Consider the following 23,311-nt stretch of genomic DNA (forward strand, 5'->3'; position numbering starts at 1 on the left):
GAACTTCGAAGATCTGTCGGCCTTAGTATGATTCGAGAGAACGTCCATATTTCAAATACCTTAGCAGGCCTGATTACTACAGTTCCACTGATAGCATTTGCATTGTTATCACCCTTTATACCAAAACTAGGACGTAGATACGGTGTAGAACGTATTATCCTCATTTCCCTTATTGTTTTGACTATAGGCATTGCTGTCCGCTCGTTATCTGGGGTGGTGACCTTGTATGTTGGAACCGCAGTTCTGGGGTTCGCTATTGCCATATGTAATGTATTATTACCGAGCCTGATTAAACGGGAATTTCCGCAGCAAATGGGTACTATGACAGGGGTTTATTCTGTTTCCATGAATCTATGCGGGGCGATCGCTTCGGGTATTAGGGTTCCCTTAGCCGTGGGAGTATGGGGGATACTTAGCGTTATCTCCATTCTCGTATGGTTACCGCAACTCAAGGCTCCAGCGAAACCAGCCGCTATTGCCAGCAGCGCAGGGAACAACCATCAAATTAATATATGGCGCTCTCCACTAGCATGGCAGGTAACTCTTTTTATGGGAATACAATCAACCATTTTTTATGTGCTGGTGGCATGGCTACCAGAAATACTAAAAGATCAGGGCATCAGTTCAAATCAATCAGGCTGGTTTCTCTCGATTCTGATTATAGCTTCGCTCCCTTTTGCATTTATCGTTCCTGTTATAGCCGGGCGCATGTCTAACCAACGGTTGTTAGTGATAATTACAACGATTCTGCTTTTGGTTGGAACCCTTGGACTTCTTTATAGCAGTATCCATCTGTTTTCAATTTGGGTTATTGTTCTAGGTATTGGCGCGGGCTTTGCCTTTGGCCTATCTATGATGTTTTTCGGCTTGCGTACCCAAAGTGCCCATCAGGCTGCTGAATTATCGGGGATGGCCCAATCCATCGGATATCTGCTGGCCGCAATTGGCCCAGCCCTAATTGGATATTTGCATGATGCCACTCATAGTTGGAGCACTCCACTCTTAACGTTGGTTGGCGCTTCTGCTTTGCTCGGTATGGTTGGTTTGGGTGCGGCCAGGAATCAATTTGTTGATTCTGCAAAGTTGTAATTGTGTACTACGATATTTTGAACCTTTATCCATCGCCTTATGCGAATGATAAGCTCACGCTGACGGATCTCGCCATTCACCCTTCTCGAAAATGCGGGAACAAGGCCATCCAAATAGTGAAGCCTGATGAAAAGATTACGATCACAAGTCCCACGATCGCTTGCAGTGCACTGACCGTCCATCTTCTTGAACCCGCGTCGACCACTTTCTTGCCAGCCAGGAACAAGACTATTCCGGTCACCAGGCTGCCGATCCACATGATCTGAGTCAACAAAGCCGGCGCATTGCCCGACGCATTGTTCACCCCCGGTGAATGCATGGCTTCCTCCTGAACGTTCATTGGTGCCACAAAAGCCTTCGCCGTCTCAACCGGAATATGCTCCTTTTGCTGCCCAATCTGCCCAAGCAGCTGTTGCGACAGTTCTTCGTTGATCATTTTCAGCGCTTGCCCCAATGCCTGTGTTACGTCCGTCGAGGCTTGAGTGCTCATCCCCTCGTTGGTGATAAGCTTCACAATAGGATGAATCGGCGAAGAAGTTGTGAACGAGAGCAATCCGGTACTCAGATCAACCGGAAGCACTACCGCTCCGTAAAAATCGCGATTATCCATCCCTTTCCGAGCTTTTCCCTCGGAATCCACAACATGCCATACGAATGGTAGCGCCGGGTTCGAAACTAGTGTCTCCTGAATTTTCTCCCCTACCGCAAACGTTTCGCCAGTCGCCAGCTCCGCCGGCTGGTCAAGGACAACGAGGGCCACCGGAAGCTCCTTTGGCTTCGATCCGAGCACCGAACCCATCATCGCCAACACCCGAATACGATCAACACGACCAGGACGATTGCCACTCCCAGCCACGTCATTTTTTGTTTCAGTATTCTCATGATCCGCTACTCCTCGTCTATTTATAATGAACATCTTGTTGATGATCAACTTTGCAATGTTCATCTGTAAAAGGCTCACCTTTTAATATAGCTGCCTCACAAGTGCACTTAATCGCAATGGATATAAAAGCGTTGCTGCAGCAACGCTTTTATATCCATTTGAAGAAAGATTTATCGCTCAAGTACATTCGCGATGCGAAAGACATCACCGTTATTAATTTCGGTGATGTCTTTTTTTCGATTCAGCTGCACCAAACTCAAAATCTGCTGTTCAAATTCTTTCGTTTTTCTGCCGGCAGTATGGCCTCTATGACGTCCCAATGTTCGGCGATCTTTCCATTCTCAACACGGAACATGTCGTAAAAAGCCGTGGGCTGACCATTAAAGAGACCTTCACTCACTGTAAGAACAAAATTCCCTTCTCCTAACACTTGATGGACATGAGTATATTCGAATTTAATGTTTTTCTCCTTGAGCGCCTGCAATGCAGCATGGAGACCAGAAAGGCCATCTGCTATATGAGGACTATGCTGAATGTAGTTATCACCATCAAAGTAGGAGGTAAGAAGGCCGGGGTTATTCCCAAGCAATATGTTCTCAACATAGCTTTTGACAAATTCTTTGTTGGCATCTGTTTTGTCGATATCCTTTATCGTGACCGGTCCGTCAATCATCGTATGGTTGCTTGGTGTCTTTTCTACCATCCCTTGCATATTGTCCCAATGTTCAACAATCAGTCCATCCTCAAAACGGAAAATATCAATGATGATTTTGGGGCCAAAAAACTCATATATGGAATGAAGTACCACATAATCTCCGTCGACCAAAGCACGCTTATTACTTACCTTCGTACCAATTTCCTTTAAATGGTCAAGTGCACCAAGCATGGCCGCACGACCATCGGATAAGCCTTGGTTGTGCTGAATATATTGATTTGGATGAACGTAAGCCGTAATCGCTTCGGAGTTGCCGCTCTCAAAACTTTCCAACACAGCGATTGCCTTATGGACAAACTTATTTTGGTTTTTTGATCTCATTTGTATATCCTCCTAGAAGTTTATAGTCATTAGATAAATAATGAACGTTATGTTGTTTATTTATCTATCGCTCATTATAATAGAGGGTAATATCACGCTCAATATTCAATATTTTTAGTTTTGAAGGATAACAGACATCTCAACAAACTTTGTCGCTTAACGCTTCTAAATAAATTGAGGGGACAGAAAATAATGAATAAGAAAACCGACCTAAGAATACTTCGCACGAAACAATCGATTCGAAAGGCGTTTTACGAGCTTATTCAGGAAAAAGGATATGAAGTGATAACTATTCAGGATATTGCCGATCGGGCAATGATCAATCGAAATACATTTTATCTTCACTACCAAAATAAACCCGATTTATTAGATACATGTATGAATGAATTATTGAGCGAATTAAAGGATGCGGTCGTCCTTTGTCCCATCAACATGAATCCATTCAGCATTTCTATACTCGAGACCGTCATGCAACTGGTACTGGAGCATATTTCTCTCAACACTACCTTTTACTACGCCATGCTAATTGAAGAGAACAGAATCTATCAGTTTCGAGACAAAATGGAGAATATCATTAAAGAAAAATTAAACGAGGGGTGGAATCCTGCTCAGGGAAACGCTCCTTTAGCGATATCCAAGGAATTACTGCTCGAATATCTCGTATCGGCTTTCATGGGGATTGTCATTTGGTGGATTAAAAACGATCAGCCTCTTCCTGCGAATGAAGCCTCATCTCAGTTTAGTAAAATTGTTACCTATGGACATTTGAAAGCTGCCGGCATCCCCGTCGAGGAATAAAATTTGCGAGGGTCGCTATTCTGCCTGTTAGTGAGGGAACTGAACCATTTCGAGGGAGCTTAATGAAGCACCCGCCAGTCTAATACTATATTTTCTCAGTCTACAACTTAATTTTCCGAGTCTAACACTTTGTTTTTCAGTCTAACACTTTATTTTCTATGCACACCAGGTTCTTATAAATCTTGCTCTTCTCGATCTTGAGCTGCACTTTATCCGCGACATCGTCGGACTCCGTCCCAAGGATGTCGATCAACGTGATTTTGTTCCACTCTTTATCCGTGCCGATGGGATCATGCAAGGATACGTCCTTGCGCGTCTTCTTCAAGCTGCGAAGATGCATAAGTATTTCGTTCTCGATACAGCGAGCGGCGAAGGTCGCGAGCTTGGTGCCTTTGCCCGTTTGAAAACTCTCAATCGCCTTAATTAACCCAATCGTGCCAATCGAGATCAAGTCCTCGAGATCCTCGCCCGTGTTATCGAATTTTTTGACGTTGTGGACACAACCCGTTCAGCAGACTTACCCGTAACCGCGCTCTTGCATAGTCCCAGCACGTATTCCAATGCGTCGGCGTCGGGCGGCGAACGCTGTTGAATTGGATATCGACCGTCGCTTCGTCAGCATGGAAGTCCTCCGAAAAAGCAACCTTGAGCAGCTGGCGGCGCTCGTGCCAATCAACCTGCGTCTCGAAATCGATGTGACGGCAGCCAGCGTAAAACAGCATCCGCTGATTGATGATCGAGCCACCGTATGTCCATTCGAAGCCGATTACGGTCCGGAGAGGGCACTTCTCCAAGACCAACACAGTAGCTAAAGTAATGATGAGTCTCATTTTCTCTTGATAGTAAATATCAATGTCCCACGCTTCGTGCCGACCTTTCGACTTGTCATCGAACACCTGCAGTAGTTGCCCAGCTTACCTTGCTTAAGCACGTGCCGGATTGGCGCCCCTATCGAACAGCTTGACGAGCTGGTCCTAACGATTCCACTCCACCTCGTAATGGCATCGTTATTCCGTTTTCATGAAAATATGTCGTCTTGAACGATGCCTCGTGAAACCAGGACGAGATCGCGGAGATTACCGTTTTTCCCGGCAAGACACATGGTATCTTGTCGAATGATGCAGGACGGCCGCTTCACCCTAGTTGAGCGGAGGCCAGTGGCTGGTCTACGTTAAAGATGTGCCTACTTAACTCCCTTCAGTGTGGCAATACCCCCATCTATGTGACTATTGATACCCTTTTATTTGGCACTAGCAGTTAATGGGGTTAATGGTCATTTCTTGATAAAAACGAATATAAACCTGCAACGCAGTAGAGACGGTGGCGAACTGAAGACGAACATATTAAAGTAGCTCAATTAGAACATTATTGTTTTTTACTGGTTTTAGGCATAAATAATTTCCTCTTTCATAGAATAGTAAATGGGTTGTAAGTGAGCAAAAAAAACAACCATTAACAATATTAATTTCCTCATAGAAAGAGAATTTTATCCTTTTAATTGAGGAATTTAGCTGATGCTAACTTAGGATGATTTCACTGCTGGGTAAGTTCTATTGAATTATTTGAGTTATAAATGTACTTTGATTTTTTCGTTAAGAGAAATGATAGGAAAGAGATGACTAAGTGTTGATGTATATATCTATTAATTAATAGTATCTATTAAAACAAAATCTTATAGATAGGTTATTAACAGGCCTGAGGCCTTGATATATATAAGGAAACAACTGAGGCATGATTAATAAATTAGACACGATTCTGCTAATTGCTAATAAATAAGACTTAATTATAAACATGTTAATAAATTAGAATAACAACAGATTTTTTCTTGTGGATTAACAATTGAGCTATAAATCATTCATTTATCCACAACCTTGAAATAATATCATCATATTGTTGTCTAATTTTATAACCGATTAACGCAAATCAGCGATCATTTTCTAAATTTATAACAATGTATAAATTAAAATAACAGTTGCTTGTACCAAGTCATCTGCTAATTCACTTTTTTATGATTCAATTAACATACCTTCTAGAAGAAAATAAAGAATGAAGACAGCAAAAACAGCCCTCCCTTCGGAGGGCCAAAATTTGGTATGGCGAATTTGTCATTCATGCGAGGCTTATAAGATAATCCTCTATGTAGAAATCCTCAGCTACACCATTATTCAGAATACTGACTGTGTTTAGTTCTTTACCAAATCTACTCTCCAACGCTGGAATGGCCATTAGGCAGACCCTCTTTAGTGACTTAAGAGATAATCTAGCTGATAAAAAGCGATATATTTGGTATGGTCTTGAGTCATCCGTTAATGGATCATTTCCGATGCCGAAGTAACGATTCACGCCTGTATCATTGACTATTTTATTAAACGAAATGAATGATTGATCGCGTAGTTCAAACTCAATTGCTGAAACCAAGTCTTTGCTCCAGTTACCGGGGTGTTTTAAAAGATCATATATTCTTTGAACTGCAAAGCGTAATGTTTTCATACTTGCATTTTTTAGTAACTTAACTAAACGTAAAAATGAAAGACCGTTCTCAATGTTCTCGAACTCTCGAATCTTAAACATTGAGAGCAATAATCGGAGCTTGGAAACTGTTTTAGAATAAGGAATTTTGGCTTTTGGGACAAGTTTATAATGATTGCCTTGCTGGTGTCTTACAGTATATGCTGCATTCAATTTACAACTCATCATCCATCTGCCGGTTGCGTCCTTCTCTACTGAGAAGGATCCAATGAGGGGAGTATCTTTAAGTGGAGCAGCTTTAGATAGAATATTAAGAAGTTTCTTAATCTGAGACGGTCTCGTTTTATGAGTAAGCGTATAGATCCAGCAATTTTCATAAAGCGATTCTTTAAAGTCACGTTGTTTTGAGCTGCCGGTACGTGATAATACATATATCAATAGTTTTTGAGCTGCTAACTCTAGTTTCGTAAAGGCTGCAGAAAACACGAAAGGATGAACGAGAATAAACCGTTCAGTATTCCTCTTGAACGGTTCAATCTTCATCATAGTGACAACACCATCATGGGTCATACTCAATAAACCACACGCTCTAAATTTAGCAATTTCAGCGTAAAATTGCTCTTTTGAACAAGAGGATTCATACTCCTCCTTCATTAGAGAATAAAGCGCGTGAATAGAGACGCCCGATAGCGTTCCTTCAGTATTGAAACGTCTGCTTAAAGTCATCAGCAAGCGCAATGATGTTTCAGTCACGTGATTTTTACGAATAGGGTGACTATTTTTTCTGAAATTTTTTGGTTCTTCGTTATGGTAAGCCTTTTCTAAATTCAAGAGAGCAGTGAGAAAGGAGTAATCGACAGAAACAGGATAAGATGGTGAAGGCATTTTGTTATTAAGCGTCATATAATTGGATTGAGTAACCTTACCCTGCTTCATGTCAAACCTCCTTTCAATATGCTAGACGTAGCTGGAATTGCTTGTTATAATTGATAGATAATAAAAAGGCAACAAAAAGCAGACCTTCTACAAGACATTTTTCTTGAAGGAAGTCTAATGGGCCATTACTTTGTTCCAGCAAAGTGCATGGCGCGATATGTTGTTTATCAGTGTGGAACTGAGAGCGGTGAAGTCAGTTTGGCGACTGAACTTCCTATAGAATAAACCTTCGATATTTCGAGGGTTTATTTTATTTTATCTCCTTTTTAGACATTACCATCATAAGGAAAGTGAAGCAATTCGGATATAACGTATGAAAATTCGTCTTCTATCGTATCTTTCGTCTTCTATCGTATATAAATTCGTATTACAACGTATAGAATGTATTTCATTGTATTAATTATTCGTATTACAAAGTATTTTTCGTATTCTATTGTATACATCACCGTCTTATAACGTATTTTTTTAAAACCGAATTATTTCATATTTTCTCTTTATTTTTGTCTGCAGATCACTTTCTCGTCTTATAACGTATTTTTCGTATTACAACGTATAAAAAATCGTATTTTGATGTATTATTCGTACTTTAATGTATATGAAATCGTCTTACAACGTATTTTTCGTCTTCTGATGTACACCAATTCGTCTTCTATTGTATTTTTCGTCTTACAACGTATAAAAATATGTCTTCTGATGTATTTTTTCTAAAAAAAAGAGCCCCCATACAAACGGAGGCTACTACATTCTAAATTCAGATAATTGTTTGTAATTGATTTTCGCGTTCGCTTTTAGCTGCATACCTTAGTTGAACTGCATTGGCTTGTACATAGTAAACCCAATTCCCGACGCCTACTTTTACATCCTCTACGCTGTCTATAATTCCGATCTCGAGAAGTTCTTGGAACCCCTTCTTAATGGTTTGACGAGCCCGGTTTGTATTATTTCTATCAATGTCAATGTGATTTCTCAATGTAGTAAAATCGAACTCATATAAATCTTTTTCCTCTTTACTGTATTCGGTTAAAATGAATTTATACAAGCTCTTAGCAATGTTTAGAGTAAGGTCATTCATAAGGTAAATGTTGATATTTACAAATTCCCCGCGTTGTAGCGCTTCATAAATATAGTCCTGAAACAATACTGTGAAACTGGCAAACTTATTTCCTCTTGCAGCGAATTTCTGAAAAATTCGATGATACTCATATTCAATATCTTCTTCGGAATCTTGACCATTTGATTCTTGAAAAATGATCGATGTGCTATATATATCCATGAGGCTGTTCCGAATGTTCTGGTAGTCGCCTCCACCTGGATTTGGGATCTTTAACTCACTTACGATATCACCAATTTCAACACGTAACTCTTTTGGCATGCCTTTATCCAAACAGATTTTGCACACAGCTGCAAAAACACGATGATCGTAATCAGTCAGCAAAGTTCCACGCTCATTTTGAAAGAGAAGCGTTCGATAACCACCACCTCTTTTTTCAACAAGAAGACCGTTATTACCTTGCTGGAGTTTTGCTAAAGTAACATTTCCAGGGCGATCCACACTAAAGATCGGATAATCAATATGTTTTTGAAGTACGGGATGGTCTCCCTTTTTTGAACGTACCTCTTTCCTAGTTACAATTGCGGCCTCAAGTATGTTCATTTTCAGATCCATGAACTCGAGTTCATAAAGTTCATCTTCTTCAAGATTCGATCCTTGCTGTTTGGCTATCAACTGTTTTTCTTTTAACGAATTGACATCACGGCCAATAGAAATAAAGGACTTATCGAGTTCGGTCGTATTGAAGTTAATAAATTTATTGAGTCGCACATCAACCATTCTCTTAATAATATCTTCTTTGCTGCCCGAAGGAACCTTACCACCGTTTACGGAAGATAGAATTTCATTCGAGCAATCTTCAAGTGCATTCATAAGTTTTTTGCTCATTTTTTAGAGTTCCCCTCCATTATCCGGGTTTCCTCCTTCCATTCTAAAGGTGAATCGTCAAATACACAATATAAGATGTGTCCGTGCTCGATATTCATTCCAGATAATAAAAATATTTCTAAAAAAGTGCCGGGTTGATTTTGTGAAGGAAATTGAATTTCTTTAATATTGAAAAAAGACATAAATAAAGAGCCGGATACAAGATGCGACTCAATTCATTTATTCTTATTCTTTTTCTTTTTCTTTTTTTGAGTGGTATGCCTGCCTCTTTCGCATACGCAATCGTATCCTTCGCGAAATATCTTTTTATCTTGTACGATCCATTTTCGAATGGCTGTAAAGTTTTTATAGTCAGATTCCTTTTACCCCAAACTCCCCTCTTCCCCCTTCTAATAACAAAACTATAGGTAAATCCCAGGGACGCAGGAACTCCGTTCCTAGGATAATAACTAAGGGGGGCTATGAATGAAGCAGGATAGAAGGAGGCAAATGTAAATATGAAGATCCGATCGGACAATAAAGTAAAAAGTATCTGTTGTACCAAGGGTGGTTAATCCCCAAAATAAAAGTTTCCCTAACTTCACAATCTAATGGACTACTCTTTCAAGAAGGGGTGGCAGACTAAGTTGCAATTCCAAGCTGTGTTAGATCAGGTTTTCCCTGCTTACAAAAGGTGTCTATGGAGCTATATGTATAGCATTCACGCCGCAGATCGATGTCAGGGCAGAAATCTGTATACAAAAACAGGAAGGCTGAATTTTAGGTGTAACTTTTAAAGACGGAACCGAGTAACAGCTAAGAAATACAGTCCCCAATCGTTGCCGGTCCGAGTACAAGTGTTGCTGACACAATACATCAAAGAGAATCGACCGTATAATCTTATTCATATCTATTCGGAGTAACCAATTTGATAAGATAAGTTTCTTAGGTTATAAAGGAATTAGATAAGACGTTTAATCGCAAGTACTGCGAACCCTTTTGGGTTCAGAAATTATGATTACAGCTTTTTCATTTACTTTCCTCAGGGAAACACACATTCAGCAATTCCTTTTTAATCCCAAGTATGTGGATTAAACCAAACCAACTACCAGTTAGAGTTTAAGTACGAGGATACAATTGATTATGTTTAGAGTTATTGTCCAGCGAAAACTAGATTCCGACGATTTTATGTCTAATAGGCGCAACCCGCCACGAACTTCACCTGAACAAAAAAAGGCCCCGAGGTTGTTTTCCACCGGACCTTTTTATCGACGTTTTCGGATGTCTAAAATTTCATATATAACCTACAGCTTCGACACTTACCCCCATTGGTTAAATACCACCTAAACTATTGGTTAGGCTGATTAGTAAAGTGACTTTTATAAAATTCCGCAGATTTAATGGTTTGACTTGCTTCTTGTGAATTTCCATCGTGGACATCCTGTCCAACGATGACTTTCCATTGCCCATTTATGTTTAATACAGGTACCACCATTTGTGTTTCTTTCAAGGATTCGGTCTCAGCCAGCACAGTTGCTTTGTAAAGATCCTTTTCAACCCTCTCAAGAGAGATCGTTTCAAATTTATAAACCTTCTCATCGAGTTGCACCACGTTTGCTTTGAATTGTTCTTGCTTAGGCCAACTAAGATCCAATGAGAATTGAACTATGCTATCCACATCATGTTTCTGCGCTGCAGCCTCGTACTTCTTGAGTACTGAACGTACCAAGTCCTCCTCGGTTTCCCCTGCATTTGCTGTTAGTGAGCTGACAATAAAAAAAATGCATATTGCGAGAACAAGAACACCAAGAATGCCTGGAGAATTTCTTTTTAATTTCAAACTAAACTCCTCCTTAGTGGTTTGTTATAGAGTGATAAAACGTTATTGTTCATGGCCTCTTGATTCGGAAAAGCGGAAGCTCATTTTACATGTTTCACTCATTGATCGTTCTAACAAACGCGATAAGTTGACTTCAAATTTATCCGGTAGACCAGCATTACGAATACTTGGTACTTGCGTACTTTACAGCTTTATAATCTGCTAGCACATCGAAGCATGGAAATTTGGACGGAAACAGATGTGGGATCAGTTGAAAACCACAATCTGCCCTCTTTGAACTTTTTCATTTCCCCAAATTACCTGCGAGTAATCCGTTTTTTTAATTCATTCCCCGAATTTCTCCATTTTTTCGCTCCACGGCTTTAAACGTTGGCTTAGTAAAAGAATAAAATCTTCTAGACTAGCACCATGCTATTTTGTCAGATAGCGTAACAAAGGCTAGTACGCGGCAATCTATCTGGTACTAGACCGTACGTACTTTGCGCTGAGATACATAGTAGTCGAACAACCTGATTACAATGAAGAGCAACAGACATACGGAGAGCTTCAGGGCTATGTCGACAATCCGAGCTGGGTCACCATTAGCAAACCGTTCATATCCGTAATAGACAGGGGAGCGAATAGACGAACCGATTAAAGCATAAAGCCTGAACGTCACCATATGCATCAGCGTTAAAGTGATGGACAATCCGAACGGCAACAACGCGATATACCGATTATGACATATTGCATATAGAACTAACGATTGAATAGCCAAACATATACTCCCAATTCCCATTAATTCAAATGAGAATATGGAAAGGCCTCCAGTGGTATCAAAAACGCCGCTGAAGAACAGATTTTGAAACAGGGTGAACTCTTGGCCTCTAAATGTATGTACGAGAACCTGAAAATAAGCTTGAAGGTACCCGGCAAAGAAAAATAATGGAACCGACACTAAACAAACCCGATCAACGTTCTTGCGTGTTAAGAGAAGCGACAAGCATAAAAATAACACCACGACACAGGTTATAGGCAGAAGTTCGATATAACGGTTATGGACCCCAAATCTGCTTAAAAATAGTCCTCCTGCAGTAGAGCATAAAAACAGTAGAACTAAGCCTCTTCCGACCTCACGAATGGATTTTCCGGAATACCCGTAAGTCTCTTTTGTCAATCGGTAGTTCAACTCTTCCGGGGAACCAAACTGCCTAATTGATCTGTCGATCGCCTCTTCAGGGTTGAAGCCTTGATCGAGCAATTCTTGTATAGAGCAATGGAGATGAGCTTCCATCTCTTCAGCACATTGACTTTTCTCCCGCTTTTTCAAATAACTACGTTCTAATATACTATCAATGTAATGCCGAACCCTTTCCATGTGCCTCCCCACCCAAAAAAAGATTTATAATTCGTAAATTGCCCACCCAGGATTGCTTACTCTCCTCCAGCTTTTTCAGCCCCTGTTTTGTGATTCGGTAGTATCGCCGACGTGGGCCTGATGGACGTTCATCCCAGTAGCCTTCGATGTAATTGTTCGCTTCCATCCGTTTCAGGGCGGGATACAACGTTCCTTCCTTCATCTCTAAAAGCCCCGCAGTCTCCTCGTTTACGATCTTCGAGATTTCATACCCATATGCATCCTCGCGGCCCAGTACTGACAGCACGATCGCATCTATGTATCCTTTAATCATTTCATTACGCAATGACTGCCCCACCTTACCTAGTTATTCTATGTATAAAGAATAACTAAATATGAAGGAAGACGCAACCTCGTTTTTTAAAAAAGTCTCAAGTCGCACTCTTTGAGCCAGCAACCTTTCGTTTGGAGGGTTGCGAAACAAACTTATGGTTTATAAGATCGCAGCAAATGTGCTGCACAACTGATAATGCTGCCGGCAGCTATTGACGAGATAATTATTGTTCAAAGCCTCTGTTTATCTATCATTACCCGTCTCTCGGTTTTAAGGGTTTATCTCACATATACTCACTCATTCGAAGGATTTCATCACCTTGAATGAGGTCAATTATAAGAAGCTGCACAGATGATACCAGTTGTAGTGGTGGGCAGGGTATGAGGAAATAGAAGGAACTATTAGGAATATTCCCAAGGTGGTTTCTAGCACGCATACTCCACAATCCCTTGGAGGTTCACCATCACAAATTGTTTCTGCTCTTACATTCATTCGTTATACCTGTCCAAGGTGTGGAGACTGATAGTGTTAAGCGGATAGGACTCAGAAAGCAGAGCTTTGATGTCCTTTTCAATCTGTTCAAGCATGGTGGTAACTCTTTCATATTTTTCAATGAGCGGAATTAAATCTACCTTTGATTCTTCTACGGCGGTTCGATCTCCGACACTGCATTTAGCATGTGCGAACGATGGAGGTAATGAAAGACTACGGGGACAGGAAGGGTTACATCGAATCTGGTCTACAAGATTTTAGGGAAATTCATTGGCTCTCCGAGGATCGGAAAGTGAGTTTCGAGTACGACGGGATTAAACATCTCAATACTTCGGTCACTAATGCTGCAGGAATATAATCAGCTGCAAACATGAGGGGATCTCCCCTCCCTTTTTATCATCGTTTACCTGTAGTTCCCAGACTTCATAAGTGTTTTAGCGTTCGGCAAGGCGAATATCCCGGTCATTATCATAGTTTAGGCAGTTTACTATTATTTTTGTATCCTGAATCGTATGCGCTCTTGATAGCGTAAGCTAATTCCGGTGTATATTTCCGGATTTTCAGTCTTCCTCGCTCTATGGCCTCTTTAGCGTATTCATCAGAGTAATACAGGGTATCATCCGTTACATGCACTAAATAGTATTGTCGTTCCGAACCAACTTTACGGCTTTTTACCTTTGTATTCAAGATCTTTTTAGCCCTACCCAATTTGGCACCTTCATGGATGTCAATTCCCCAGATTTCCTGATTACTATTATCTAAAACTTCATAGCCGACAACTACTTTGCGTTCTAAACTTTCGGACAAAGTAAGTAATTTAAGTAATGTACAATCCGTTTGCGGTTTGAATTTCCCCATTGTTTTTTTAGTGGATGACTTTCCTGTAGTCACATCTTTGGAGACTTTTTTCATTTTCGTTTTCTTTAATTCTGATGAAAAATCCCCATCACTATTCGTTGTATCTTTTTTGCTTGTCAATTTTTTCAAGAGTTCTTGTTCCATTTCAATCTTAATCTTTTGCATATCCTGCGACATTTTCAAGGTCAAATCCCGCTCCAATTTCTTCTGCAATGTTATGCTGCTCTCGTCCTTAGTTTTAGTCGTCGTCTTTGTAGGGGTGGTTTTCCGACTCTTAGTTTTCTTACGTTGGTTTTTTGGTTTCGTGAGAGTATGAATGGTTTTCTTTATCTTTTGCATCAACGACTTTTTCACCTTTCGTTGTCTAGACATTTTATTCCTCCTTTGCAGGCCGTAGGAGGCACACAGATATGTGTGCCCGTGATTTATCTTTTAATCTTGTAATGTTTTAACTATTTGTTTTTTCTAAATCATGTTCCTGCGAGTTAGTTTAATATCGTTGTTGCTATCATTTTACCATACGCTCCTTTCCAGCTGGTTAAGTAATCGGGTCGACATGGTTGATCACGGCTAACGATATATGTTCTTGTCCATTTTGGCTATGGTTATAGGATCATGTCCTACTACAATAGATACGTCTACTACTACTTTTCACCTTTAGGTGGTTTACGTAAATGAACGTATGTATAAAACCATAAGTACATTTCACTTCTAATTCCTTTAGTAGATGTATAAAAAGCAAAAAAATCCACAAAATAACTTCACATCCAGTTAAGGAGAGAACATACATGAGCAGAAAAAGTCTAGTCGTTCCACAAGCACAACCAGCACTTGACCAAATGAAATATGAGGTAGCACAGCAGTTTGGAATTCAATGGTCTTCAGATGGTTACAATGGGAATATGACTACTCGTGATGCAGGTATTATTGGTGGAAACATCACAAGAACATTAATTCAAATTGCAGAACAATCACTTGGTTCAGGGACAAGAAGATTCTAATATAAAATTAAAAAATAGCCCTCCTCAATCTCATATAGAGACTAGGAGGGCTATTTAAAGTTCAGTTACTGTTCAACTTGTTTAATGAGCTATAGATGATAAATTACAACACGCTACGCTGTATTTACTCACGCTTCAGGAAATCTTTGAGAAAACGAAGATAAGGTATTAGGAGCAAAACATTCGTATAGCCAAGGTACTTAGGTTTCGAGGGACAAAAAAATAACCGGTCGAGAGTGTATCTCGCCGGCTGATTGTGTTTGTTATTATAAACTGAACAGTGTGTTCATAGGCACTTGTAAATCTTTAAAGACAATGGATTGGATCGTTTCCTGCTCCGTATATAAATGACGTACCTGGTAACTGCCATCCTGCAGCGCATATACATGTACTGTTCGATTCCCAGGATCGACAATCCAATATTCCTGCACTCCATGCTCTTGATATAAGTTGAACTTCTCATTAAAGTCCTTCAATGCAGTCGAAGGTGACAGCACTTCAATGATTATAGTTGGCGCACCGTGACAACCGTTCTTGGATATTTGGTCCTTCGAGCAAACAACCGAGAGATCCGGTTGAGTGACTTGATCGGGTGATTGATACTCTTCACTTTCACTGAAAAACACATCAAACGGAGCCACAAACACATAGCAACTCCGATTCTGGAAGAACGTCCGTAGGGCGAAATGAAGCTCACCTACAATAAATTGATGCAATGAGGTCGGAGCTGGAGACATATTATAGGCTTTGCCGTTAATTAACTCCCACGATCCGTCCCATGTCAACCAATCTTGATAGGTATGAATTTTCTTCTCATCTGGATTTGACACAATGTTCGACCTCCTTATGATTTTTCGTGTGAACTTTTACTAATTGTACCATGATCAAACGGATCGTTGCTAATTTTCACTCGTTTATTATCAACAGTATTACCCGATTATTAGCAGTGTTTCACCTATCTCACAATTTCTGATCCTTGCTGTGCCTTCCTACTCGATAGCAATTTAGGCGTCTCATTGCTGATCCGGAAACCGTTGACGAGCTGACCAGGAGCCTTCGGCTTGACTTTGACCTTTTTGGCCTTTGAGGCCGCGGCAGCAGCTGGAACCGACTTAACTTCGCAAACAGATTTTATCCATTCAGTTATGCTGTACCCGCCTTCGCCATAAGAATCATAGCCATAGGATTGGTTCAACCTTCTCTCAATTCATGTGCAGTACTTTTGTTCACCCCGTAGCCAATACCCCTCGTTGAGCTTTTCACATTTTTTATTTCCTCCTTTGATAAGTTCTTTGCTAATTGCCACCCATTACGATGCGACTTTCAATGTCCGGCATCCCCGTTTCGCATACCGGAGACCGATTCCTTTTAACTTATAGATGGAGCATTTTAATTGAGCCGAATGAATCGGTTCGTCTCCTGAAAAAAGCAAACTTATGGGAATATCCACGAACACTAGCTCCTTCCCTTTAGCACGCTTTTGGATTCCGTTTTTATTGGAATACCAGGACGGCAGAACCGGTGGTCGGTTTAGTGACACACCTCGATTGCGAATGGCATACAATCGCACCTTTTCGCAGCTTAGCGTGGCTAAAATAGCTATTATCATCTGCAGCATTACGAATCTCTTTACTTGTAACATTCGAAATTTCCCCCTTGAGTAAATTCAATTTCCTGCAATGTTCACCATCCAATATTTTTTCAGACCGGTTGGATGTTTATCTTCTCGTTGCCTTCCTCGACTATTCCAGCTGCCACCAAGACTTTTTCCCAATAACTGAAACCCCGCGGCTCGAACTGATGAACCAGACTCTTCATCGAGCGTATACGTGATCAGTGATCGGTAGCCCATTTCTCTCGATACACGTCGTGCAGCAGCATAAAGCTTGCTGCAGGAGTGAATATACGCGTTGTTGACGCAAAGACGCGTCACTTCGAGCGTTTATCCATTGTCGCGATGCCTGGATACAGGTCTACCCGCCGTGAGAACTCCAATAAGCCGTTCACCGTTTGATAACCCAAGGGCAAACTTCATCCCCTGTGGCGCCACATGGTGCCGATGATGCTTATTGATGAAGTCGCAGGCCTGACGGAAAGATACGGGAGTTAAGACCGTATCGAATTTGTCATACTCCGGATAATAATCGGCCATGTAACGGGTCGCTTGCTTGCGGCTCTGTGCCGAATCCCAAAGTAATTCAAATCCCTCGTTGTGTAGTTCGCATCGGCGATGGTTGAGCTCGTCGTCCGAATAGATCAGGTATTTTTTCATCTCTTCGTGGATGAAAATCCAGTAAAAGCTCACCGGTACAGGAATAGAGAAGCTAAATCCACTGTGCACGATATAATCCAATTTCCAATTCCTCCTCTTTTGGGCACAAAAAAAAGGAGACGCAAAAAAACATACGTGTCCCGTATGTTTAAATGGTCTCCTATATATCGTACCTATGTTTAATCGCTGTAAAGCGGCTCCTTCCCTACCAGAACATGTTGAGCGGCAAGGAAAATTTTGTTTGTTTCGGAATGTCTATATTATAATATGGCACCTGCATGTATGTAAACTTTAAGGAAATGATATAGGGACAAAAAAGACCATTCGTAAATCCGGACAGTCAATTATTTTTATTTTATAGTATCCCGATTGTTTGAAGCACTGAAATACGGTTGACGTGGGTCGAACGTTCAGCCTATTATTGCTGGCCGGATTGGTCACGCTTGGTGTGTTTGCCCTGGTGAATTCATTCAAGGATTGGGAAGAAGTGCGCATCCAGTTCAAGCACCGTTGCTCGGAATGGGAGTGCTTTGCCTTTTGCTTGCGGTTGTGCTGGCTGTAACGCAATTTTAGAAATCGATAATCTAGGAGCTGATTATGGAAAACGTAATACAATTCAAACCACGAAAACCGGCTCTAACGCCTGAAGAACAGGCTGTGAAGCTTTCTCTGTAGGAACGTGATTTGCACTATACATCATGGCTGTTGGGCTTAAAACGATAGCGGAACAGTCCAAAAGCGTATCTGATGCTGGTGCTGATGACCAGATGTACAAAGGTATACGCTTTATGGCTGAAGCCAATTATCTGAAGATGATGGAAGTTGTCATAAGTGATGCGCTGATTTTAAAGGCGTTTGAAGGTCATGAAGAGTTGCATAAACAGCTACAGGATCTTCTCAATATATAAATATTTACGTCGTCTTTTTTGGAAGAGCAAGAATTGGAAGTGTAGCCACACTTCCGAAAAAACGCTTGTTAGGGGGTTCCCCTAATACCCCTGGCTGTCACGTTTGTCGAACTATCGTTGCCCGTTAGCTTAATGCCCTTGCTGGGCCGTAATGACCCCTATTTATTTTCTTGTTCCTGTTTTGTTGTACTTTCATGCAAATAAGGAATCGTAATTGCGCACAGAATGGAGTTCCCAATGATGAAAAGCGTGTTCAAACGCATGTTGAATGCGTCTACATAGATCTGTCCAGTCAGGGCGAAACGAAATGCAAAGAATAGGGCGGCAATCCAGCAACAACATAAGTGTGTTCTTATTGCGAAGTTCCTTAACATGGTTAGTCTCATTCACCTTCTTACATTGAAATTTATGTTAGTATTACCCAGATCATTTTTGTATAACCAGCGCAGAGAGCATAATGTGTCTTAAAACAGACGGGGTGCGCAGGCGCTTCATTTCATATTGAGCAAATGTTTTCCGTTATGATCGTCGGCTCTCCATTCGTGGAGAGCCGACGCCATGCCGGCACGGAGTATGTAAAAAGCCCAGCCGCTAGGACTGAGCTTGCAATGCACGGTATAGAACGGACTTGGTAACTCCGGTCATATCTCGGATTTCATTGATCGTGTACTGCTTGGAGACGTGGAGCTTTAGCGCCTGAGCGAGCTTGTCACAGTTCTGTGACGGTCGTCCTCCGACGTGTCCGCGTGCTCTAGCGGCCTCCAGTCCGTCTCTCGTCCGTTCCCTTATGAGATCGCTAACTGTACGAACGCACTGAGGATCGTTAACATAGCCTGCCGAGGTGGACGTGTCTATTTTATCTGTGGTGCTTGCAAACGTAATATCCCGTTTATGAAGATCATCGACCAAATTAACGAGCTTTGCTGTGGAGCGTCCTAGGCGATCCAGTTTATAAACGACAAGCGTATCCTCCGGACGAAGATAATCGAAACAAGCAGCCAAAATCGCGGAAAACCCAGTAACGACGCGCATCACGTTAGTGATATAGCGATATCGTGATAGCAAATATTGCCTAAATACGAGCTTGAAAAGCTTGAATCCCTCCTTCTTGCGGTCTTCGCTCAAATACCCAATCCCCAGTCTGACAGCATCCTTGGGGCTATCGATTCTGACCGGCTTCCCTCGAACCTCGATCGTGCCCTCTTCCAGACATAATCATGCTGTTTCTTTCCATAATCTCTCAGCATTAAAAATGGATTAAAGAGCGGGAAGCAAAAAGATTAATGGAAAGATGAAAACAAAAAACCGCTCGGCCGAAGCCGAAGCGGTTTACCTTACTTTATACGAACGAAGGTTTCTTATTGATTACCTTGCCACTATAGACCTTTACATATTCCTTGTCTGTGCCTTCGACGGACTGGCCAATGAATACAACACCAATGCTGCAATCACGATTAATTTAGATTACTCCTGGTCACATCGAGATTATTCTCCTGTGTCTTTACTTCGCAATCGCGGAAGTTCTTTGATCCAGCGCTACGAACAATATATTCTTTTTCAGTACTCTTCATCTCGAATCTCCTTTACATCACTATTGTTCCTTCTGCCTAATTTTTTTTAGCCAGGCGCTTCTTTTCTCTCTTCTTTCCTCTATGATGTCTTTTTGATATTTATCTTTTAGGGGTACTGGTTTCGGTGAGAACGGCACAATCTTTTTAACTTTCATCCTATTCATCCTTATTAAGAGAATAGTAGAAAGTGTTGCCGAAAAATGCCGAATTTATACAAAAAAACCCCCGGTTTCCCAAGGGGCTTGTGTATGTTATCTGGTTAGCTTGGCCAATTGTTCAATATTATGCTCAGTGATGGAAGTTCTTTGGCCTATTTGCTTGAGCATCTGTTCACGTAACTTCCGGCGATTTTGAATAATATTTTGTTGTGAAATATCTTTAATCACCAATACGTTGTCAGATTTGCTAGTTTGCTTTGGCATCAAGGTCAACCTCCTTCTGAGATATCATACGCTTTTGTAAGATTAAGCAAAAGGTATGGATAACTCTACGAATCTGTCTTGTCTCTATAATATCATTTTTTAAAATAAGAGACAAGGCACGCTCATCGTCATCATCGAAGTGAAAACACCAAACCCAGGTTTCCCCCTCCAGCATAGTCATCCTAAAAGCAATAAGATGACGGCCAGGATAAGGATTGTTATAGTATGCCTGTTCTACTTCATCTTTCGCTGCCGAAACGGCAGCAAAGTCAGTATCGCTTTCTAAATCAAGAATCCTATGCTTTCCTGAAGTACCCTTGTCCAAGATGAGCTTGAGCGTATTATCGACCTTCTTGTATAAGGAGAATCCGGTAATGAAATCCATATCGGTGAAGTCGAGTCGGTCATTGACATAACGATATAAATTTTCATTTACTTTTTTAATCACTCCAACAAGGTGGGTTAATACATTCTCGGACTTCACCAATTCGCTTTCCAGCTGAGAAATGGCATCCTCTTGCACATCGATGGTATTCTGCAGATCAGCAATTGTCTTTTGAAGAAAATCATGTTGACTCTGCGTATACGCCACGATATATGCAACACTTGAAGGATCATGTTCATTCTGGCTAAAGACTGTATTTACGATGTCATATAGACCTTCAAAAGTAAAATCATTTTTATTTACAAATTGCGCCCAAATAGCAAACTCGGTTGGACGCTTTGCCTTAAATGCTTCTACGTGAAACTCAGGCTGACCGATCGTAGCCATTTTCGCTATGTACGAACGAACATACATATAGTACGCTCCGAAAGTAAGCAAAGCTGCTAGGATACAACTAAGCCATAAGGGAACAACCCCAATGACTAGAGCTTCAATTATGGCTATGGCTGGCCCAATCACCGGAAGTGATGCCCACTGGATCGTTTTTATGACTTTAATATGTTTTAGATACCCAGCGATATCTTTGATTGGGCCGAGCCACGCCTTTCCACGCCATGGCTGACCGGCCTGAGTTCTCATATTAGTTATAACCGGATCTATCACAACCTTAAGCTCGTTGAGGTAGCTGTGATAGTTAGCCTTGATCTCTTTGACTACCATTCTTGTAATCACCCCACTTTTAATAGTACAACATTATCCGAAATAAATCTCAAATGTAGTTTCCTAATGTTGGAGTTACAAACCTAGCTTGTCCTCCTTCCCCCCACTGAACCAGGGGGATTCTACCAATCCTATTAGAGTCGTCACTCGGCGATAAAAGAAAAAGGCAAGCGTACGGCGTAAACTTGTTCGTGAGATACGATTGGGACGTTTGCTTTTTTCAGTGGTTATGTAAACGATAGTCTGAAGTAACTTTCTTAATGATATTCGGGCGCTTCCCCTTCACAGTAAGAAAGGTATACCCTTCCTTCCTGAATTTCTGGAAGAATGCCCTCTCCTTCTTTTCTGCCTTTGATGTAAAATGGGGATTCATATGAAGCATCATAAATGCGCTCGTGTAACCGGGCGGGAAAGCCCACCATTTGGTTACAGCGAGCTTCCCTACGTGGTTAATGATATAAATTACCTTCTATAGGAACTCTATTTAACGAGAGAATAAAGGAAAGTGAGAGCAGCAGATTCCTCAAAGAGAGGCTTGCATCGGGTCTGGCTGGCAGCACTGCGCTTCTCAATAAGCACCACGACGTCCTGGCCCCCAATCTTAGAGTGAAGATCGCCCCATTTGTGGCTAATCTTATATTGCGTCTCCCAATTCTTCCGGAGCGCATCCGCCTCCCAGATACCCACTTGCTTCGCATGTTCGCATTCATATTTCAGGTAACACCAACCACCATTCTCTCGGCCACCAAAGCCGCGAGTCACGGTGTAGACATTTACCCATATGCCAAGACCGAAAAGGCTTGTCGCAAAATGCCAAAGCCATATTAGAGCATTGACACACCAGTAAAAGAAAGGCTTCTTCATTGAACGTGGTTTACGGACCGCTGGCGTCGATGTAGCCGAGGTCGGCTTAGTGAGTACTAGAGTCACCGCAGCTATCTGTTGTTTGTCTATTTCCTCCAGAACCTCAAACAAGTCGATTTGCTCAACCTTCATCATACGTTCAATCTCCTTTCCTAGAGAGGAAGCGGGACTGAATCGTTCCGACGATCTGGAAGGCGCGTACAACGGCCTTATGCATGCCTGCGAGCTTATCAGCTACTACATCCCCTAGGAGTGGTTTGAGCAGGAAATGAAATAACGTTATTAGCACAAGAACATCTTCAAACACATCTTCAAACACATCTTCAAACATTCGAATTGCCTCCTTGGTGAATAAAAATAGGAGATAGCACCTTGGATGCTATCTCCTATTACCACAGTCTCATTACTACGATTTAACTTTGAATATTAGTCTCTATGACGTCATCAACGATAATCTGCTATCGGAACTAATTAGGCCTCTTTCCCTTAAGCTCGTCCAAGAATCTCCACCGATAATGATGTGGTCGAGCATGCTAATACCAATAAGTTCTCCCGCTTCGACGATTCGATTGGTAATGGAGATATCCTCGTGTGAGGGAGTTGTATCTCCAGATGGATGGTTATGACAGACAATGATAGAAGCTGCACCTTGTCGAATTGCTGCTTTGAACAATTCCCTAGGATGTACCAGCGACGCGTTTAGGTGCCCTATCGAAACGGTTTCCCTTCCAGTGACCACATTCTTCGTATTTAAGAAAAGCACGATGAAATGCTCCTTTTCTTGATACTTGATATCATCGAGTAAAGGAACGGCATCTTGCGGTGATCGGATAATTACCTTTTCGGAATTATTGTTTTTACCGAGGCGCCGTGCAAATTCGAATACGATCATCAGAGTGAAGCTGCTCTTTTCATCGAGCCCGAATATCGTAGAAATCTCGAATTCAGACAGAGATGCCAAATAGGGCAATCCTTTTTGGAGGATATCATCCGCAGTAGTAGATAGGGGACGATCCCGCAGAAGCGGCTCCAAAATCATGATTAGCAGTTCTTTGTTAGATAGCGTTCCGGCGTTGCACGTTAGGTAATAATTCACCAGAACGTCCTTAACTGCCGATTTATTCAAAACAGCGACATTATCATACATAATAATTTCCTCCTAGGCTTTCGAATATGAAA

The 23,311-nt window shown here is 41.4% G+C and carries 20 protein-coding genes and 3 pseudogenes; 4 read left to right on the plus strand and 19 right to left on the minus strand.

Annotation, left to right across the window (positions count from 1 at the left end; all coding sequences use genetic code 11):
• Positions 1-12 precede the first annotated feature (12 nt).
• Positions 13-1,089 (plus strand): annotated as a pseudogene (locus HI950_RS29605) (CynX/NimT family MFS transporter); the annotation flags it as partial.
• A gap of 76 nt (positions 1,090-1,165) precedes the next feature.
• Here the strand turns inward: HI950_RS29605 and HI950_RS29610 are convergent.
• Both HI950_RS29610 and HI950_RS29615 read right to left on the minus strand, forming a co-directional pair.
• The gene (locus HI950_RS29610) at positions 1,166-2,035 is read right to left on the minus strand and encodes a YhgE/Pip domain-containing protein (protein ID WP_223285588.1); all 870 of its coding nucleotides are present in this window, start codon (positions 2,033-2,035) and stop codon (positions 1,166-1,168) included.
• Positions 2,036-2,228: 193 nt separating this feature from the next.
• Complete coding sequence (locus HI950_RS29615; protein ID WP_169089257.1) at positions 2,229-3,008, minus strand: nuclear transport factor 2 family protein; 780 nt, start codon at positions 3,006-3,008, stop codon at positions 2,229-2,231.
• A gap of 192 nt (positions 3,009-3,200) precedes the next feature.
• Between HI950_RS29615 and HI950_RS29620 the strand changes: the two genes are divergently transcribed.
• Entirely contained in the window at positions 3,201-3,806 is a 606-nt protein-coding gene (locus HI950_RS29620; protein ID WP_169089255.1) for a TetR/AcrR family transcriptional regulator, read from the plus strand.
• Between the two features lie 148 nt (positions 3,807-3,954).
• Here HI950_RS29620 and HI950_RS29625 read toward each other — a convergent pair.
• The 8 genes and pseudogenes from HI950_RS29625 to HI950_RS29660 all read right to left on the minus strand — a co-directional run.
• Positions 3,955-4,302: pseudogene (locus HI950_RS29625) on the minus strand (sigma factor); the annotation flags it as partial.
• Complete coding sequence (locus tag HI950_RS29630) at positions 4,280-4,708, minus strand: glycoside hydrolase family 38 C-terminal domain-containing protein (protein WP_169089358.1); 429 nt, start codon at positions 4,706-4,708, stop codon at positions 4,280-4,282. The pseudogene HI950_RS29625 and the gene HI950_RS29630, both read right to left, overlap by 23 nt.
• A 1,207-nt stretch (positions 4,709-5,915) precedes the next feature.
• On the minus strand, positions 5,916-7,211 hold the full coding sequence (locus tag HI950_RS29635) for a hypothetical protein (protein ID WP_169089253.1): 1,296 nt from the start codon (positions 7,209-7,211) through the stop codon (positions 5,916-5,918).
• Positions 7,212-7,962: 751 nt separating this feature from the next.
• Positions 7,963-9,150, minus strand: coding sequence for a hypothetical protein (locus HI950_RS29640; protein ID WP_169089251.1), 1,188 nt, complete (start codon positions 9,148-9,150; stop codon positions 7,963-7,965).
• A gap of 1,327 nt (positions 9,151-10,477) precedes the next feature.
• A complete protein-coding gene (locus HI950_RS29645) occupies positions 10,478-10,969 on the minus strand; it encodes a hypothetical protein (RefSeq protein ID WP_169089249.1) in 492 nt (163 codons plus the stop codon).
• 463 nt (positions 10,970-11,432) lie between these two features.
• The gene (locus HI950_RS29650; RefSeq protein WP_169089247.1) at positions 11,433-12,326 is read right to left on the minus strand and encodes a permease prefix domain 1-containing protein; all 894 of its coding nucleotides are present in this window, start codon (positions 12,324-12,326) and stop codon (positions 11,433-11,435) included.
• Entirely contained in the window at positions 12,301-12,651 is a 351-nt protein-coding gene (locus HI950_RS29655; RefSeq protein ID WP_169089245.1) for a PadR family transcriptional regulator, read from the minus strand. The genes HI950_RS29650 and HI950_RS29655 overlap by 26 nt, the downstream gene beginning before the upstream one ends.
• A gap of 948 nt (positions 12,652-13,599) precedes the next feature.
• Positions 13,600-14,361, minus strand: coding sequence for a hypothetical protein (locus HI950_RS29660; RefSeq protein ID WP_169089243.1), 762 nt, complete (start codon positions 14,359-14,361; stop codon positions 13,600-13,602).
• Positions 14,362-14,777: 416 nt separating this feature from the next.
• Between HI950_RS29660 and HI950_RS29665 the strand changes: the two genes are divergently transcribed.
• Positions 14,778-14,990 carry an alpha/beta-type small acid-soluble spore protein gene (locus HI950_RS29665; protein ID WP_169089241.1) on the plus strand — a complete coding sequence of 71 codons (213 nt, stop codon included), beginning with the start codon at positions 14,778-14,780 and terminating at the stop codon, positions 14,988-14,990.
• Between the two features lie 266 nt (positions 14,991-15,256).
• Here HI950_RS29665 and HI950_RS29670 read toward each other — a convergent pair whose 3' ends face one another.
• Positions 15,257-15,820: a Uma2 family endonuclease gene (locus tag HI950_RS29670; RefSeq protein ID WP_187768191.1), complete on the minus strand. Its 564-nt coding sequence runs from the start codon at positions 15,818-15,820 to the stop codon at positions 15,257-15,259.
• A gap of 836 nt (positions 15,821-16,656) precedes the next feature.
• Positions 16,657-17,262 (minus strand): annotated as a pseudogene (locus HI950_RS37185) (XF1762 family protein).
• Positions 17,263-17,960: 698 nt separating this feature from the next.
• Here HI950_RS37185 and HI950_RS29680 point away from each other — a divergent pair.
• Positions 17,961-18,170 carry a hypothetical protein gene (locus HI950_RS29680; RefSeq protein ID WP_169089237.1) on the plus strand — a complete coding sequence of 70 codons (210 nt, stop codon included), beginning with the start codon at positions 17,961-17,963 and terminating at the stop codon, positions 18,168-18,170.
• A gap of 591 nt (positions 18,171-18,761) precedes the next feature.
• Here the strand turns inward: HI950_RS29680 and HI950_RS29685 are convergent.
• The 7 genes from HI950_RS29685 to radC form a co-directional block, all read right to left on the minus strand.
• Positions 18,762-19,295 carry a recombinase family protein gene (locus HI950_RS29685; protein WP_169089235.1) on the minus strand — a complete coding sequence of 178 codons (534 nt, stop codon included), beginning with the start codon at positions 19,293-19,295 and terminating at the stop codon, positions 18,762-18,764.
• A gap of 466 nt (positions 19,296-19,761) precedes the next feature.
• Positions 19,762-19,896 (minus strand): hypothetical protein, encoded by a 135-nt coding sequence (locus tag HI950_RS36550; protein WP_262985739.1) that lies wholly within the window; start codon positions 19,894-19,896, stop codon positions 19,762-19,764.
• 96 nt (positions 19,897-19,992) lie between these two features.
• Positions 19,993-20,163: a hypothetical protein gene (locus HI950_RS29690; RefSeq protein ID WP_169089233.1), complete on the minus strand. Its 171-nt coding sequence runs from the start codon at positions 20,161-20,163 to the stop codon at positions 19,993-19,995.
• Complete coding sequence (locus HI950_RS29695; protein ID WP_169089231.1) at positions 20,147-21,268, minus strand: hypothetical protein; 1,122 nt, start codon at positions 21,266-21,268, stop codon at positions 20,147-20,149. The genes HI950_RS29690 and HI950_RS29695 overlap by 17 nt, the downstream gene beginning before the upstream one ends.
• A gap of 480 nt (positions 21,269-21,748) precedes the next feature.
• Positions 21,749-22,267, minus strand: a complete 519-nt coding sequence (locus tag HI950_RS29700; RefSeq protein WP_169089229.1) for a hypothetical protein — start codon at positions 22,265-22,267, stop codon at positions 21,749-21,751.
• Positions 22,268-22,271: 4 nt separating this feature from the next.
• The gene (locus HI950_RS29705; protein WP_169089227.1) at positions 22,272-22,463 is read right to left on the minus strand and encodes a hypothetical protein; all 192 of its coding nucleotides are present in this window, start codon (positions 22,461-22,463) and stop codon (positions 22,272-22,274) included.
• A gap of 102 nt (positions 22,464-22,565) precedes the next feature.
• Positions 22,566-23,279, minus strand: a complete 714-nt coding sequence (gene radC / locus HI950_RS29710) for a RadC family protein (protein ID WP_169089225.1) — start codon at positions 23,277-23,279, stop codon at positions 22,566-22,568.
• Positions 23,280-23,311 lie beyond the last annotated feature (32 nt).

Source organism: Paenibacillus sp. PL91, assembly GCF_012935325.2.
GTDB lineage: Bacteria > Bacillota > Bacilli > Paenibacillales > Paenibacillaceae > Pristimantibacillus.

What these genes read in the sequence shown, in the direction of transcription:
- HI950_RS29610 (WP_223285588.1), bottom strand. Translation starts at nt 2,035, where the DNA reads ATGAACATTGCAAAGTTGATCATCAACAAGATGTTCATTATAAATAGA.
- HI950_RS29615 (WP_169089257.1), bottom strand. Translation starts at nt 3,008, where the DNA reads ATGAGATCAAAAAACCAAAATAAGTTTGTCCATAAGGCAATCGCTGTG.
- HI950_RS29620 (WP_169089255.1), top strand. Translation starts at nt 3,201, where the DNA reads ATGAATAAGAAAACCGACCTAAGAATACTTCGCACGAAACAATCGATT.
- HI950_RS29635 (WP_169089253.1), bottom strand. Translation starts at nt 7,211, where the DNA reads ATGAAGCAGGGTAAGGTTACTCAATCCAATTATATGACGCTTAATAAC.
- HI950_RS29640 (WP_169089251.1), bottom strand. Translation starts at nt 9,150, where the DNA reads ATGAGCAAAAAACTTATGAATGCACTTGAAGATTGCTCGAATGAAATT.
- HI950_RS29650 (WP_169089247.1), bottom strand. Translation starts at nt 12,326, where the DNA reads ATGGAAAGGGTTCGGCATTACATTGATAGTATATTAGAACGTAGTTAT.
- HI950_RS29660 (WP_169089243.1), bottom strand. Translation starts at nt 14,361, where the DNA reads ATGTCTAGACAACGAAAGGTGAAAAAGTCGTTGATGCAAAAGATAAAG.
- HI950_RS29665 (WP_169089241.1), top strand. Translation starts at nt 14,778, where the DNA reads ATGAGCAGAAAAAGTCTAGTCGTTCCACAAGCACAACCAGCACTTGAC.
- HI950_RS29680 (WP_169089237.1), top strand. Translation starts at nt 17,961, where the DNA reads ATGGCTGTTGGGCTTAAAACGATAGCGGAACAGTCCAAAAGCGTATCT.
- HI950_RS36550 (WP_262985739.1), bottom strand. Translation starts at nt 19,896, where the DNA reads ATGAAAGTTAAAAAGATTGTGCCGTTCTCACCGAAACCAGTACCCCTA.
- HI950_RS29690 (WP_169089233.1), bottom strand. Translation starts at nt 20,163, where the DNA reads ATGCCAAAGCAAACTAGCAAATCTGACAACGTATTGGTGATTAAAGAT.
- HI950_RS29695 (WP_169089231.1), bottom strand. Translation starts at nt 21,268, where the DNA reads ATGGTAGTCAAAGAGATCAAGGCTAACTATCACAGCTACCTCAACGAG.
- HI950_RS29700 (WP_169089229.1), bottom strand. Translation starts at nt 22,267, where the DNA reads ATGATGAAGGTTGAGCAAATCGACTTGTTTGAGGTTCTGGAGGAAATA.
- HI950_RS29705 (WP_169089227.1), bottom strand. Translation starts at nt 22,463, where the DNA reads ATGTTTGAAGATGTGTTTGAAGATGTGTTTGAAGATGTTCTTGTGCTA.
- radC (WP_169089225.1), bottom strand. Translation starts at nt 23,279, where the DNA reads ATGTATGATAATGTCGCTGTTTTGAATAAATCGGCAGTTAAGGACGTT.